The 14,481-nt window shown below is 56.6% G+C and carries 11 protein-coding genes and 1 pseudogene; 7 read left to right on the top strand and 5 right to left on the bottom strand.

Translation table 11 applies throughout. The annotated features are described in order from the left end of the window. Positions 1-18: 18 nt before the first annotated feature. Together ACX3OW_RS04010 and ACX3OW_RS04005 are read right to left on the bottom strand one after the other, a co-directional pair. Positions 19-1,275: a glycosyltransferase gene (locus ACX3OW_RS04010; RefSeq protein ID WP_459094438.1), complete on the bottom strand. Its 1,257-nt coding sequence runs from the start codon at positions 1,273-1,275 to the stop codon at positions 19-21. Positions 1,276-1,605: 330 nt separating this feature from the next. Beyond that, the gene (locus ACX3OW_RS04005; protein WP_459094437.1) at positions 1,606-2,961 is read right to left on the bottom strand and encodes a hypothetical protein; all 1,356 of its coding nucleotides are present in this window, start codon (positions 2,959-2,961) and stop codon (positions 1,606-1,608) included. A gap of 576 nt (positions 2,962-3,537) precedes the next feature. Between ACX3OW_RS04005 and ACX3OW_RS04000 the strand changes: the two genes are divergently transcribed. Genes ACX3OW_RS04000 through ACX3OW_RS03985 form a run of 4 tightly spaced genes read left to right on the top strand, consistent with a single transcriptional unit; the run spans position 3,538 to position 7,433 of the window. After that, the gene (locus ACX3OW_RS04000; protein WP_459094436.1) at positions 3,538-4,566 is read left to right on the top strand and encodes an SDR family NAD(P)-dependent oxidoreductase; all 1,029 of its coding nucleotides are present in this window, start codon (positions 3,538-3,540) and stop codon (positions 4,564-4,566) included. Next, entirely contained in the window at positions 4,563-5,690 is a 1,128-nt protein-coding gene (locus tag ACX3OW_RS03995) for a polysaccharide biosynthesis C-terminal domain-containing protein (RefSeq protein ID WP_459094435.1), read from the top strand. Before ACX3OW_RS04000 ends, ACX3OW_RS03995 begins: the two co-directional genes overlap by 4 nt. A gap of 3 nt (positions 5,691-5,693) precedes the next feature. Then, entirely contained in the window at positions 5,694-6,848 is a 1,155-nt protein-coding gene (gene wecB / locus ACX3OW_RS03990) for a non-hydrolyzing UDP-N-acetylglucosamine 2-epimerase (protein ID WP_459094434.1), read from the top strand. 12 nt (positions 6,849-6,860) lie between these two features. Continuing rightward, positions 6,861-7,433 (top strand): sugar transferase, encoded by a 573-nt coding sequence (locus ACX3OW_RS03985; protein ID WP_459094433.1) that lies wholly within the window; start codon positions 6,861-6,863, stop codon positions 7,431-7,433. On the opposite strand, the gene ACX3OW_RS03980 is transcribed toward ACX3OW_RS03985, so the two are convergent. Then, on the bottom strand, positions 7,395-8,351 hold the full coding sequence (locus ACX3OW_RS03980; RefSeq protein ID WP_459094432.1) for an NAD-dependent epimerase/dehydratase family protein: 957 nt from the start codon (positions 8,349-8,351) through the stop codon (positions 7,395-7,397). The two genes, ACX3OW_RS03985 and ACX3OW_RS03980, sit on opposite strands and share 39 nt — an antisense overlap. Before the next feature lie 56 nt (positions 8,352-8,407). Between ACX3OW_RS03980 and ACX3OW_RS03975 the strand changes: the two genes are divergently transcribed. After that, positions 8,408-9,634, top strand: coding sequence for a glycosyltransferase family 4 protein (locus tag ACX3OW_RS03975; protein ID WP_459094431.1), 1,227 nt, complete (start codon positions 8,408-8,410; stop codon positions 9,632-9,634). On the opposite strand, the gene ACX3OW_RS03970 is transcribed toward ACX3OW_RS03975, so the two are convergent. Both ACX3OW_RS03970 and ACX3OW_RS03965 read right to left on the bottom strand, forming a co-directional pair. Beyond that, complete coding sequence (locus tag ACX3OW_RS03970; protein WP_459094430.1) at positions 9,631-11,511, bottom strand: polysaccharide biosynthesis protein; 1,881 nt, start codon at positions 11,509-11,511, stop codon at positions 9,631-9,633. The genes ACX3OW_RS03975 and ACX3OW_RS03970 overlap by 4 nt on opposite strands. A 597-nt stretch (positions 11,512-12,108) precedes the next feature. Continuing rightward, positions 12,109-12,267, bottom strand: a pseudogene (locus tag ACX3OW_RS03965) (transposase); the annotation flags it as partial. A gap of 261 nt (positions 12,268-12,528) precedes the next feature. Here ACX3OW_RS03965 and rfbB point away from each other — a divergent pair. Beyond that, on the top strand, positions 12,529-13,587 hold the full coding sequence (gene rfbB / locus ACX3OW_RS03960) for a dTDP-glucose 4,6-dehydratase (protein WP_459094429.1): 1,059 nt from the start codon (positions 12,529-12,531) through the stop codon (positions 13,585-13,587). Positions 13,588-13,594: 7 nt separating this feature from the next. Continuing rightward, positions 13,595-14,473: a dTDP-4-dehydrorhamnose reductase gene (rfbD, locus tag ACX3OW_RS03955; protein WP_459094799.1), complete on the top strand. Its 879-nt coding sequence runs from the start codon at positions 13,595-13,597 to the stop codon at positions 14,471-14,473. Positions 14,474-14,481 lie beyond the last annotated feature (8 nt).

Here is a 14,481-nt window from a genome sequence, read left to right as displayed (position 1 = left end):
AGGCGTTTGGCACGGGCGTCAAGTAGGGGAAGGACGGTACACCTCCTGGCGCGAGCTGACAGAACTCATGAGCGCAAGAATCTTGTAACCCTGCGCTTTTGCGTTCTTTTGAGTCAGGACAAACTGTCTCGCGTTCGCGCCGAACGCCTTCAACTCACCAAGGTCGGTGTTGACGAGCTTTTCAATCGCTCGCTGCATAGCGTTTGCACCGCCCATGCCGGGATCGATAAAGTGCGGGATATACTCCTCAGGCATGCCTGGCAGCCGAAACATAACTACTGGCCGTCCAGACGCCATGTACTCCATCGTTTTCGAGGGAAAGGAGTACTTAGTAAATTCGCCTGTTGGCTTTCGCGGGTTTACCAGTACCGTGGCTTCCATTTGAAGCCGAAGAGCTTCGGGCCGGGAAACCTGTCCGAAAAATTTTATGCGAGTATCCTGCTGTGCGGCTACGATGATATGCTCTCGGGCATCTCCTTCGCCGGCGATCCACAGTTCCGCATTGTCACCTTTGACTTTCTGAAAGGATTCAATCAGGTCGGCGATGCCGTAACGTGAAGCCAGTGTACCCGTATAAAGAAACACTCGCTTGCCGGTATCTGATTGCTCGATTTCCGGCAAATCCGATGGTGCTGCAATCCCCTCGACGACTACGAATTTGCTGTCATCAAGTCTGAGCTGACCTGCCATGGCCCTGGTTAGAACAACAAACCCGTCAAGTCGCTTCGCCAGAAGGCGGAACAGGCGGGATTCAACGGCCTTTACCATGGCATAAAGTATGCCGCGCTCATCCATAAATTCCGGAAGGTCCGGTAAGACGAGGCAAGCGCGGGTATCCCGTTTTCGAAGCTTTTGCCACAAGGCAGCCGCCAGGAACGGCAAGTGAGCCGAGTAAATAAGAATGACCGAACCGCGTTGGGTGTCGAGCTGTTTCAGGCCCTTGGCAGCAGCCAAAAAACGAGAGAACGTTTTCCAGGGGCGGCCCAGGACGAAAGGCATCCCGACCACCTTGACGTCGCCGAAAACCTCTTCATGCGTTCCGGGGAATTTGGGCTTGGAAAACAAGTAGGGATAGGTGCCGATAAAGGGCAGGTTTACCAGCGAAACGTCCACCCCGGAATTTTCTGTCAGCCCACGGATGATGTTCTTCTGGAACGCGTCGGCAGCGTTTTGAATGTTCCCCTTTGATTGCTCCAGAACATAGTTGGTCTGCGCTGGGGTGAAGATGCCGCCCAGAAAAACCACTGGCAGAGAACCCGGGTTTGGATCGTTCACTTTCAAAGTCCTACTACGTCTGCGGTCAATCGCTAAGTCCCCTAGTACAACCAAAGCCATTGCACCAGCGTATCGGTAAGTGAGTATCCCCCAAACGGGGATGTAAGGAGCCAAATAGGACGACGCGGCAAGGTCAATATCCTTCTTGGCGGTTAGGAGGAAGGGCTGGCGGGCCGGCAGAAAGCCGGTTTGACAAGAGCGAATGGCAGAGGGGAGCATGCTGCGCTGTTGGCCACGGATCGAAAGGGCCCAGCGGCCATAAGGGCTAGGTCCCGCGCTGCTATCCGGGAGGAGGGCAGCGACCCTTTCACAGCAATTGGCGGCGAACCTCTAGTGTGACGAGGGGTTACGAGCCGCCCTTTTTTTTATGCTTCCCAAGAAGGCGACAACCAAAATTGGCGCTAGGAGTGCGACGAGCCCGTGCGGGTAGGTGAAACTGGCGAAGAAAGGAACCTGTGTCAGGTAGTAACCGAACCCCGTACCAGCCGCGCCTACCGCCAAAAAGAATGGCCCCGAACCCCTCGACGCTACAGCGCCAATGAAGCCTAGCGACAGGCCAGACAGCGCCATCACTGCAATGGACCACCAAAGGCCGATCTCTCCGAAAGCCGCGATATGGGAGGGCGCGGGCTGCTGACCAACTACGGGGGTATCCGGCCACATAACCTCAAACACCTCCACCGACATTTCGCACTTCTGTGGCCCTAAGCCTATGGACTTACGGATTATCCCATGAAGCCCGCACTGGGTTCCTGGCTCCTGATACAGATGAATATAGAACGGGACGGCGGAAGCCATCCGCTGCACCACGCCGAAGCTGACAAGTCGCTGCACGAAAGCAAGTGCCGTATTGTTGGGCATTGCAAACACGCGCTGAGAGTGTGGAGCTATCGTTTCGTTATCGCTCAAGGCATCAGTGGTCGTCGATTCCACTACGCAGCCAGTTGGCGAGTAGACGGACGTCGACAGAAGGAAGAAAACCCCAGAGCACACCACCGCAGCGACCAACAAATGGCGCAGGGCGGATCTGGAAACGATTACCGTGGCCGCCATCATAATAACAAACACCAAGAGCGGCGCCTTGGAATATGTCAAAGCCAAGATGCCGACCAGCCCAACTATGCTCGCGGCGAATATCGCCAAGTCCCGCTTCCGGTAGCCCTGCTTGCCATATGCCAGGTAAGCTAGGATCGGCAGCATCATGTTGACGCCATAGGCGAAGAAGAAAAACGGGTAGCCGAGCCCGTTCAGTAGCGACATTCTTACTTCGAGTTTGTCCTGCGCTACGCCGCAACTAAATACATCAAGGTCAAGGGCGCCCGCAAGGTTGAGCTGGAACAAGCAGTATCCAAATGAGATTGCCATTAAAAACAAGGTGGCCAGACTATTCAGGTGATCTGGCATCGTATTAAGCAATCGCGGCGCGACTGCTGATAGCGCTTTATAACTGACGAATGCAGTTATGGGCACTATTAGAAGAGGGCCTAACAAAAGTAAGTAATAAAGGGGCGTCCCAATCTCCGCGATTACGCTTTCCGGTGCGTCGATGCTGATGGTCCTCATCAGCTCTGCCCCGTTAGGCGCAAGGGCATAATAAAGACCGGCAGCTACAGTAGTCCCCAGGTAGGCGATCAAGTAAGAGGCCGTCGGCGCCGCAGCCGCAGCAAGCTTTCTGGTAAAAGTCATGAAAGGCAGCGCCTGATTTGGTTATCGGTGGGAATCAACCACTGTGTCGTCGCGCAGATGGCAAGTGTCATTCGGCAGCTTCGCCCGGCCATAATGCCCATGAGAACATCGCCAGCGCCCCAATGGCGATAATCGGCATTGGGCGCCTGATCTCTTGCTGCTCGGACTCACCAACTCGCATGGACCAACCCCAGCTTTGCCGCAACGCTAATAGCCCGGATAGCCCGTAAGGGCAATGATCGGCTCATTCAGCTCGCCAAGCGGGGGTGGTGCAGGCAATCCAGGAGGCCGCTATGGCCAACGAATGCGGTTTCGATCACGCGCTTTTGCACGTCCTTGTCCGTGAGGGCGCCAAAGTCGACCATCATAATGATCTGGCGGGCGAACGGACCTATCGACAACCGGCTAGCCGCCGCGGACCTCGGGACTGCAAACGAGCCCCATAGCTCAGAATGGTCACGACCCCTCATTTTTGCGCCATCAACCGACGAAAGGTGGTGTGTAACGCCAAATCTGCTAAGTCGTGTCTCCGGAACCGGAGACGGGCCCGGCTCGTGGACAGGAAAGAGGATCAAAGTGGCGGCGAATGTTGTACTAATTACCGGTGGAACGGGCTCGTTCGGCAAGACCATGCTGCTGGACCTTCTATCTGCCGGTGTCGATGAGGTCCGCGTTCTCAGCCGTGACGAAGAGAAACAGGATGCATTGCGCAACCAACTGCGTGATTCACGCGTACGCTTCTACATTGGCGACATTCGGGATCTGGCGAGTGTCGACAACGCGATGCGTGGCGTGACCAGTGTTTTTCACGCCGCGGCGCTGAAGCAGGTTCCGTCATGCGAGTTCTTTCCGCTCGAAGCCGTGCGCACCAACGTGTTGGGCTCGGAAAACGTGCTGCGTTCGGGCGTTGCTGCCGGGGTGCGCAGTATCGTTTGCCTCTCAACCGACAAGGCGGTGTTTCCGGTGAACGCCATGGGCATGTCCAAGGCGATGATGGAAAAGGCGGCGCAGGCCATTGCACGCTCCCTTGGGCCGGATTCGGAGACGGTCATTTCGATGGTGCGGTACGGGAATGTGATGTACTCGCGCGGTTCGGCCATCCCGCTGTTTGTGCGGCAGATCAAGTCCGGAGAGCCTATTACGATAACCGTGCCCACCATGACGCGCTTCCTGATGCCACTTCTTGATTCCGTGGCTCTGGTGCATCATGCGTTCACTCACGCCCGGCAGGGTGACCTGTTCATCCGGAAGGCTCCGGCCTCGACCATCGCGGATCTGGTTTCAGCGATGAAGGAGTTGTTTGGCGTTCCCGATCACCCGGTCGAGGTCATTGGCTGGCGACACGCCGAAAAACTCTACGAAACCCTGGCCAGCGCCCAAGAGCTGTCGCAGAGCGACGATATGGGCGACTACTATCGCATCCGCATGGACTCGCGCGATCTTAACTACAAGGCCTATTTCAGTGAGGGCGACCAAGCCGTAGTCGCGCTTGAAGATTACCACTCACACAATACCGAGCGCTTGGATGTCGAGGGCGTAAAGCGGCTGCTCATGTCGTTGCCCGAGGTCCGGAACGAAGTCGAGACCTGGATGGCGTCGCGATGAAAAGAATCGTCGTGACCGGCGCTGGCGGCCTGATCGGTTGGCACGCCAGCGCGAGATTGCATGCGGCGAACTGCGCAGCCCGCTTCAAGGGTGAAGAGCAGCCATATGACCTAGTGCTTCTGGATCGCGCCTCCTTCGCCGACGCAGAGGGGTTGGCCCGGGCGGTGTCAGGCGCCGATGTCATCTTGCATTTCGCCGGCGTCAACCGTGGCCCGCAGGATGAAGTGGAATCGGTAAACCCCGGAATTGCCACGGCACTGCTGGCCGCCATCAGCCAGGCACAGTCGCGTCCGCAAATTGTTTATGCCAATTCGACCCACGCTATAGCCGATTCACCGTATGGCCGTTCGAAGCGCGGAGCCGCCGAGCAATTTGCCGCGTCGGGTCTGGGGTTCACCAACCTGATACTGCCGCACATTTTTGGCGAATGCGCGCGGCCCTACTACAACAATGTCACTGCGACCCTCATTGACCAGGTTATCAAAGGCGAGACACCTACAATCAATCCCAATGGGGTCGTGTATCTGCTGCATGCAGGTGCGGCTGCGCAGATTGCGATAGACGCGGGAGCCGCTGGCGCGACGGGAGATATTTTCCCGTCAAGCCGGACAATCGGTGTGCCAGCGCTGTACGAAATTCTGCGAGGATTTCATGAGAGTTACGGTAACAATGTCTTTCCGTCATTGAGCGAGGATTTTGAAGTTGCGCTATTCAACAGCTACAGAGCTGCGCTCTATCCGAGCGCCTTTCCGCGGCCGTTGAAGCTCAATACCGACAAGCGCGGAACCTTGTTTGAGGCCGTCAAAGGGGGCAGTGGCGGACAAAGCTTTGCCAGTTGGACTGAGCCGGGCGTGACGCGTGGTGACCATTTTCACCTGAAGAAAGTGGAACGCTTCCTGGTCCTCGACGGGGAAGCAATCATTCGAATCCGGCGGGTGCTCGGTGAACCCGTGTGGGAATACCGCGTTAGTGGTGCCAATCCGTCACCGGTGGACATGCCGACGCTGCACACTCACTCCATAGAGAACGTCGGCGACCGCCCGCTTCTCACTTTATTCTGGACGCACGAGATGTTCGATCCCATGGCGCCGGACACGTACGCTGATCAGGTTCTCGGAGCATAATCTATGAGCAAGTTGAAGGTCATGACTATCTTGGGTACGAGGCCCGAGATCATCCGACTGGCGCGTGTCATGGCGCGGTTAGACGAGTTCACACAGCAGGTCATCGTCCACACGGGTCAGAATTACGACTACGAGTTGAACGAAATCTTCTTCGAGGACCTGGGTGTGCGGCGCCCTGACCATTTCTTGGGGACTGGCGGCGGATCGCTGGGCGAAACGCTGGGCAAGATTCTGACCGAGAGCGAAAAGGTGCTCCAGCAAGAAAAGCCCGACGCGGTTCTGATCTTGGGGGACACCAATTCGGCGATTGCCGCCATCATGGCGCGTCGCCTCAAGGTTCCCGTCTATCATATGGAGGCGGGTAACCGTTCCTTTGACCGGAACGTCCCGGAAGAAACGAACCGCAAGATCGTGGACCACATCTCGGATTTCAATTTGGTCTATACCGAGCATGCTCGCCGGCACCTCCTTTCCGAAGGCATCCAGCATCGGCGCATATATCTGACCGGTTCGCCCATGCGCGAAGTGCTCGAGCATTACAGGCCGCAGATTGAAGCATCCGACGTGCTGCAACGTCTCGGGCTAGCTGCACGGAATTATTTTATCGTGTCGTTGCACCGGGAAGAGAATGTGGACAACAGCCAGCGCCTAGCCGCCTTGGTCCGCGCGCTCAATACGCTAGCAGCACTGCACAATATGCCCATCATCGTCTCCACACATCCGCGCACCCGCAAGCGGCTGGATGCGCTCGGCGACGAGGCAATCGACAGCCGTATCCAGTATATGAAGCCGTTCGGCTTTCATGATTATAATCATCTGCAAATGCGTGCGTTTTGTGCCATCTCCGACAGTGGTACAATCGCGGAGGAAGCCTCGATTCTCGGCTTTCCGGCCGTCACTCCGCGTGACGCAATCGAGCGCCCTGAAGGGCTCGATACCGGCTGCCTGATCATGACCGGTCTCGATAGCGATACAATCCTGGATGGCATTGACGCCGTGACAAAGATGTTCGCTCGGCGGCAGGCAGAAGGTCTGCCCCATCCGGTTCCTGTCGACTACCAGATTGCCAACACGTCCGAGCGCGTGGTCAGTCTCATCCTGGGAACGGCCAGGCTATCCAATAGCTGGGATGGCATCCGCAAGAACGACCTCAACTGAGTGCGCTGTAGGATGTACGAAAGCTTCGGTAAACGGCTACTGGACATCGTCATGGCACTGGTACTTGCGCCAATAGCCATTCCGCTGTGTCTGGGCTGCATTATTGCTATTCGATTGGGTGACGGCGGCGCTGCAGTGTTCCGCCAAACACGCGTCGGTTTGCGTCGCAAGCCGTTTGTTCTCTATAAGCTACGGACGATGTCGGTTGGCACGGGAGACCGTGCCAGCCATGAGGTTTCTGGCTCTCATATCACTGCCATCGGAAAGGTTCTGCGCAAAACCAAACTCGACGAACTCCCTCAACTCTTGAATGTGCTTTGGGGTGACATGAGTTTCGTGGGGCCGCGTCCGTGCCTGCCCAGTCAGAACCTCTTGGTGGAAGAGCGTGATAGACTGGGCGTGTTTGGCGTTCGGCCTGGCATTACAGGCCCAGCGCAAGTCTCCGGCGTGGATATGTCCAGCCCCCATGAGTTGGCTGCTATCGACGCAGCTTACGCAAAAAGCATCACCTTGGTGGACGACTTTCGATATATCCTCCAGACGGCGCTAGGACGAGGCTCTGGGGATGCCGTCAAGCGGGACTGACTGCATCCCCAGAAAGGCCAGGCTATCCGGCATTTCCTCAACCGAGTGCCAACCAAAGGCGGTCTCGATTTCTTGAGAAGGTGCCATGTCGAGGCGATCGATAGCGCCGCTGACCAGTTCCGCTCGACCACTAACAGCTCCAATCGCTCGAAGCATTCCGAGTGGAACCGGCAAGAGCAGCGGACGATTCCCTGTGGCCTTCCCTATCATTTGCACCAGAGCGCTGGTCGAGACGGCATGATTGTCAGATGGCTCGAATATCCGACCGTTAGCAGCAGACCACTGCTCCTCCTCGCTTCCGACAATCGTTTCGATGAGGTCACAGAGGTTACGGATCGAAATATAATAGCGGGGCTCACTCGCTAGCCCGAGAGGTAGCGGTAGCCTCTTCCGCACCATCGTAACCAGCCCGCTCATACTGTTTTGCATGCCTGGCCCATAAACCGCCGGCGGTCGAAGGATGACCAGTTGCGTCCCTTCGGTCAGCCGATCGAGGAAGACTTGATCCGCTGCTAGTTTCTCCACTCCATATCGGCGGGTATGGATGTCGCCCTTCTCGGCAAGACCGGCGGCGATCGAGCTCATAACAATGGTACGTGGGATTTTCGCTGCGAGAACAAAATCTGACATGTTACGGGCAATTAACGCTGCCTCCGACGCAATGCCGCTGGGTTCCCTGGACGTCGGATGCCTTGGAGCAGCAAGATTGATGTAAACATCAATTCCCTTGCCAATCTCTGGTTTAATTGGCGATCTCGCAAGGTCACCGGTTGCTATCCAAAGAACTGATTCAGCCTCAGGTGTTCCCCCGGCGCGGTAGAGTGCGGAAACCTGATGCCCGGTCATGACCAGATGCTTCACAAGTGCGCGTCCGACGAAGCTAGTTGCCCCGGAGACAAGTACGCTGCGTTTGACCATTGCCAACAACCTTTTCTGACCATATGAGGCCGCATTCATAGGGGCCGGAGTTTGAAATGAAAGTGCTTTTTATCTCCCAGTATTTTTTCCCCGAACAAGTGTCGAACAATAATCTTGCTAAGGAGATGATGCGGCGTGAACACGAAGTGGCGGTGTTCACAGCAGTGCCAAACTATCCTGCCGGAAAATTTTTCGAGGGATATTCAAACTGCAAGCGGAGAGAGGATGTCTGGAACGGCATCCGTATAACCCGCGCCAGGACTGTCCCTCGTGGAAGCAGCCGATTTCAACTCCTGTTGAACTATCTCGCGTTTCCACTGGCGGCGGGCGTCAAGGTGCTTTTTGGCAAGGCTAGACCGGATGTCGTCTTTGTAAGCCAGCTCTCCCCCATTTTTATGGTACTTCCCGGCGTCTTGCAGAAATGGAAGACCGGTGTCGGTTTGGTGTACTGGGTGCAGGACTTGTGGCCGGAAAGTGCGACCTTCACGTTGGGGATACGGAACCGATTTGTGGTGGGGCTTCTGAGTACGGTCTGTGGTTGGCTTTATAGGCGTGCCGATATTGTTTTGGTTCAAAGCGCCGCTTTCCGCCAGAAAATGCTGGGATTTGGCGTGCCAAATGATCGAATCCGTGTGCTTCCCAACACCGCCCCTGATTCATACCGCCCTCTGTCTTCGGCGGAGGCGCCGGAGTATCACGACCTCGTGCCGCAGGAAGGGTTTCGGCTGATGTTCGCCGGCAACATCGGCGAAAGCCAAGACTTTGATACGATTATATCTGCTGTCGGGCTGTTGCAGCACTATGAGCATCTGCACGTGGTGGTTGTCGGCAGTGGTCGCGACGAAGCACGAGTCAGGCAATTGGTGACCGAGCGTGCATTGGACAACAGATTTCGTTTTCTGGGTCGTTTCCCAGAAGAAGAAATGCCGAAGCTATTCGCCCACGCCGACGCAATGCTTGTTAGCCTGAAAGACACACCAATCTTTGCACTGACCGTTCCCTACAAGGTCCAGTGCTACCTTGCATGTGGAAAGCCGGTAGTGGCGTCCTTGAACGGTGAAGGCGCCAGAATTCTGGTTGAGTCTGGTGCGGGAATAGCGGTGGACGCAGGACGCCCACGGCAACTGGCTGACGCGATTGGGCGGATGATTGACGAGGGTCCCGAGCAACGCAATCAATATGCGGCAGCTGCAAGGCGCTACTTCGACGAAAATTACTCAACGAAACTAGTATACGACCAACTAGAACGCGCGTTGGTAGATGTGGCGACCGGACGAAGCTAGCGAGGCATGTCGCCGCTCTGTTCCACCACGCCAAAGAGCAGGTGTCGCGCCGCTCGTTCGTCCTGCGCTACCATTGCTCGATCGAGTTCTTTGAGCTTGTCAGAGATGTCTATTGTCCGTCCGCGAGGTGTTGCTCGCATGATTTTGGCGTGTTTGGTTTCTTGCGCGGACGCCGCATCATAGAACAGTTCTTCGAACATTTTCTCACCGGGGCGCTTTCCAGTAACGACGATTTCGATGTCCCCATGGGGGGAAGCGCTATTCCGTACCGAAAGCCCGGCAAGTCGGATCATATTTTCGGCCAAGTCCATTATGAGCATGGGCTCTCCCATGTCGAGTAGGAACACGTCTCCGCCTTGTGACAGTGCGCCGGCCTGAACGATGAGTTCGGCAGCTTCCTCTATCGACATGAAGTAGCGCGTCATCGCGGCGTCGGTAAGCGTTATCGGGCCGCCTAAATCAATCTGTTTCTTGAATAGGGGCACGACCGATCCGTTAGAACCGAGCACGTTGCCGAAACGAACGGCGCAGAACTGTTGACCCGTGCCCGCGGCTTTGGCGCGCGCGGCAATATCACTGACGACCAACTCAGCCCACCGTTTGGTCGCACCCATGACATTGGTGGGTCTTACGGCTTTGTCGGTAGAAATCAGAACGAAATTTTCAATGCCGTGGGCAAAGGCAGCTTCTACAACGACCGCTGTGCCAAAGACATTGTTCTTAATACCTTCGAGCGCATTGGCCTCAACGAGTGGCACGTGCTTGTGTGCTGCCGCATGGAAAACAACCTGGACATCGTTTTGCGCCAATGCCTGATCTACTCGTGCCGGTTCAGTTACCGAGCCGAGCACAGGTACGACAATCAGGTCCGGCATGTCAGCAAGCTCTTGCTCGATTTGATAGAGGGCAAACTCATTGGCTTCGAAAAGCACCAGGCGCTGCGGCCGCCAACGTGCGATCTTGCGGCACAATTCCGAACCGATAGATCCTCCTGCGCCGGTCACCATGATAGACCGGCCCACGATCATGCTGCGGATGAGTTCGGGATCAGGCGGGATTGATGAACGTCCCAATAGCTCGACCACGTCAATTTCCTTGATCTGACTGACGAGATACTTGCCCGTCACCAGGTCAACGATTGACGGGAGAGCACGTATCTTGATGCCGTGCGTACTCACCGACGAGACAATCTCCTTTCGGCGCTGCGCCGATAAAGAAGGAATGGAAAGGATGACGTCCCGGACATCGTACTCGTTGATCAACTCTTCCAAATTGCCCGGGGGGTAAATGTGTACGCCGGCGAGTTCACGACGGTGCATACTTGAGTTGTCGTCCAGGAAGCCAACGATGCGATGGGTGCTCCGCAGGGATTGGGCGAGCTGCATACCTGCTTCCCCTGCACCATAGATGACTATCGCCTTGTGATCGGCATTTTGCCTGTCGCGCTTAGGCAGGAATATCCATTTGGCTGCGAAACGGCTGCCTGCGACGATAAAGGTTCCGATGCCAAAGAAAATTACCGGAACAGACCTGGGCACCACGAACCGGCTGGCCATTTGGGACAGGAAAACCAGCAAGACCCAGGCAACAGTCACCGCGAGCATTGCCTGAAGAATCGTCCACATGGCTCGCTCGGGAATATAGCGGACGATGGCGCGATAAAGTCCCATTCTAATGAATATGGGCACCGCAATAATGGACGGAGACACGACGATCGCCCAATGATCTAAGTTGGAGGGCAGATACCAACTATCGTAGCGCAGGCTGAAGCTGGTCCACATTGCAATCGATAGGGACGCGAAGTCAAAAATGATGAGGACCGCCTGCTTCCAACGGCGAGGCATGGCCAGGATCCGGACGCGTACTTGGTCAATCATCTTTGCTATCCATAGAAGCCCGATCGGCACACTTTCGGTCGATGCCAGACATGCACAGCCAATCTATTGGATTCGAAGGGTATTTATCACGCTGACGATATTGGCGCCATGAAAAACGCTCTTCGCGGGAGGCACGACGGGACAATGCAACTTGTCACTGCTCCAGCGTTTGTGACGAGCGCGGTCAGCGTTAGGTCGCACTGTGCTGGCGGTGTCTTGAAAGATCCGTCAAGGCGTTTAGGGGTCGCGACCATCACCCCGAAGGCGAAATACTCTTTCGAACGATATTGGGGCAGAACGCCGTACCAAAAAAACTGGATCCGTTTTGCGGTGTACATGTGCTAGCGACAAAGCAACAGCCAGAAATGGCTTTGTCATCGCTCCGCAGGCGGGGTTGGTGGATTTTCTAGGTGAACAAAAGAGACCGTCTGATTGCATATGGCTCGTTTTGGGACGAAGCACTGAGGTCGACACCAAGTTTTGGGATGCTGGGTGTAGATCAAGGCCAGTGAACTCAGCGACATCCTGACCGCCCAAACAGTAAGGGCCGATGGATACTCGCGCCTTCTTGAGGTCTACCGCTGGACCAAACACATCGGCGCCCTCCAGAAGTTGACCGCGCCATTGCGCGATCTGCTTAGCGTGCACATCGAACTGCTGCGCCAAATCGGTCGGGGTTTTCTCGTCCTTGAGTACCGCCAGAGCCACCTTCGCCTTGAACGCCAGTGCGTGGTTGCGGCGGGGTAGTCTCTTAATGGTCTCTCAAGTTCGCGGCAAATATTGGCCGCAGTCAGGCAGAAAATCCACTCATTCCCCTGTCCAGATTTCTCGAGCCAGCTCTATCTGCACTTGCAACATCGCAAGATCGCCGCATAACATCAACCCAAGACGAGGCCGACGCTCCGCTAATCCGCAACCCAATCTGAGCCAATTGATCTGACGACTGACTGTTCCGACTTGCCCAGGAAGGGGTCACAGGGTAGACGGGTCAAAATTGATCGCCGGGAGTTTTCTACTTTGCGAATTCTGGTTACCGGAGGAGCTGGCTTTATTGGTTCGGCAGTGATTCGATTGCTTGCAGGGCGCGATGAAGCGACTGTCGTCAATGTCGACAAGTTGACCTATGCAGGAAACCTGAATTCGGTCGCCAGCGCAGAAGGCTCCGGACGTTACCGGTTCTACCAAACCGACATCTGCGACGGCGATACCATTCTGGATATCATGCGCAGGGAAGACATCACTCACGTGATGCACCTCGCCGCTGAAAGCCATGTCGATCGGTCGATTGACGGCCCTGCGGCGTTTATCGAAACCAATCTAGTCGGGACATTTCGCCTGCTGGACGCCGCGCTGACGCATTGGCGTGGACTGTCGAGCGACCGGCAGGAGACGTTCCGGTTTCACCATATCTCGACGGACGAGGTGTTCGGTGACCTGCCATTCGACAGTGGCGTCTTCACCGAAACGACTCCCTATGCGCCATCATCGCCATATTCGGCATCCAAAGCTGGGTCAGATCACTTGGTGCAGGCCTGGCACCACACGTATGGACTGCCCACGGTATTGTCCAACTGTTCGAACAATTACGGCCCATACCACTTCCCCGAGAAGCTGATCCCGCTCGTGATCCTGAACGCTTTGCATGAAAAGCCCCTGCCGATCTATGGCAAGGGCGCCAACGTGCGCGATTGGCTATATGTTGAGGATCACGCACGCGCCCTGGCGCTGGTGGCAACCAACGGCGTGCCCGGCGAGAGTTACAATATCGGCGGCCGTGCCGAGCGCACCAACCTCTCAGTCGTTGAGACGATTTGTGACCTGCTCGACGCCAAGCGACCGCGTGCGGACGGCAAGAGCTATCGTGACCTTATCGCCTTCGTGTCAGACCGCCCCGGTCATGACCGGCGCTATGCGATCGACGCCGCTAAGATCGAGCGGGAGCTTGGTTGGCGTCCGCAAGAAACCTTCGACAGCGGCCTGTCCAAGACAATTGACTGGTACCTTGCCAACGAGGCGTGGTGGAGACCTATCCGCGACAAGAATTACGCTGGAGAGCGCATGGGCCGGGTGGCCTGAAATGGTTTTGAAGCTTCTCGTGACCGGCCGTGATGGCCAAGTTGCCCGGGCGATAGCACTGGCCGGATCGGGTGACGTCGTGGTCAGCTGCGTTGGTCGCCCCGAGCTCGATCTGACCGACCCCGCCTCGATCCGCGCGGCCATTGCTCGCCACAAGCCCGATATTGTCGTCAATCCTGCTGCCTATACAGCGGTCGACAAAGCTGAGAGCGAGGCCGAGCTGGCTTTCGCGATCAACCGCGACGGCGCCGGTAGTGTCGCAGCCGCAGCGGCGGAAGCCGGCTTGCCGATTGTGCATATTTCGACGGACTATGTGTTTAGTGGTGACAAGACCGAGCCCTATGTAGAGGGCGACGAAACAGGCCCCACCGGGGTCTATGGCGCGTCCAAGCTGGCCGGTGAGCAGGCGGTGGCGGCCGCCAATCCGGCCCATGTTGTGCTGCGCACCTCCTGGGTATACGCGCCTTGGGGCACCAATTTTGCTCGGACGATGCTGCGGCTGGCCGCGGACCGTGACGTGGTGCGGGTCGTGGCGGACCAATATGGCACGCCCACCTATGCACCCGATATTGCCGAAGCCGTCCTGGCCGTTTGCCTCACTATTGCAACCAACCCCGATGGTGCCGACTGGCGCGGGGTTTTTCACCTGACCAATGGCGGCGCCACCACCTGGGCGGGCTTTGCGGCGGAGGTTTTCGCCCAATCGGCTGCGCGTGGCGGACCATCGGCTCGGGTCGAACCGATAACGACCGCAGACTATCCAACACCGGCTAGGCGACCGGCCAATTCGCGGCTGAACACGGATCGCTTCACTCGAACCTTCGGCCATCGTCTGACTGACTGGAGCGACGCTGTGGCACGGTTCTCGAGCGCGTCAACTATATAGAGGCCGAG

It is taken from the genome of Devosia sp. A449 (assembly GCF_054489375.1).
The sequence above is the reverse complement of the archived record's forward strand: the minus strand, read 5'-3'. Positions and strand labels throughout refer to the sequence as shown.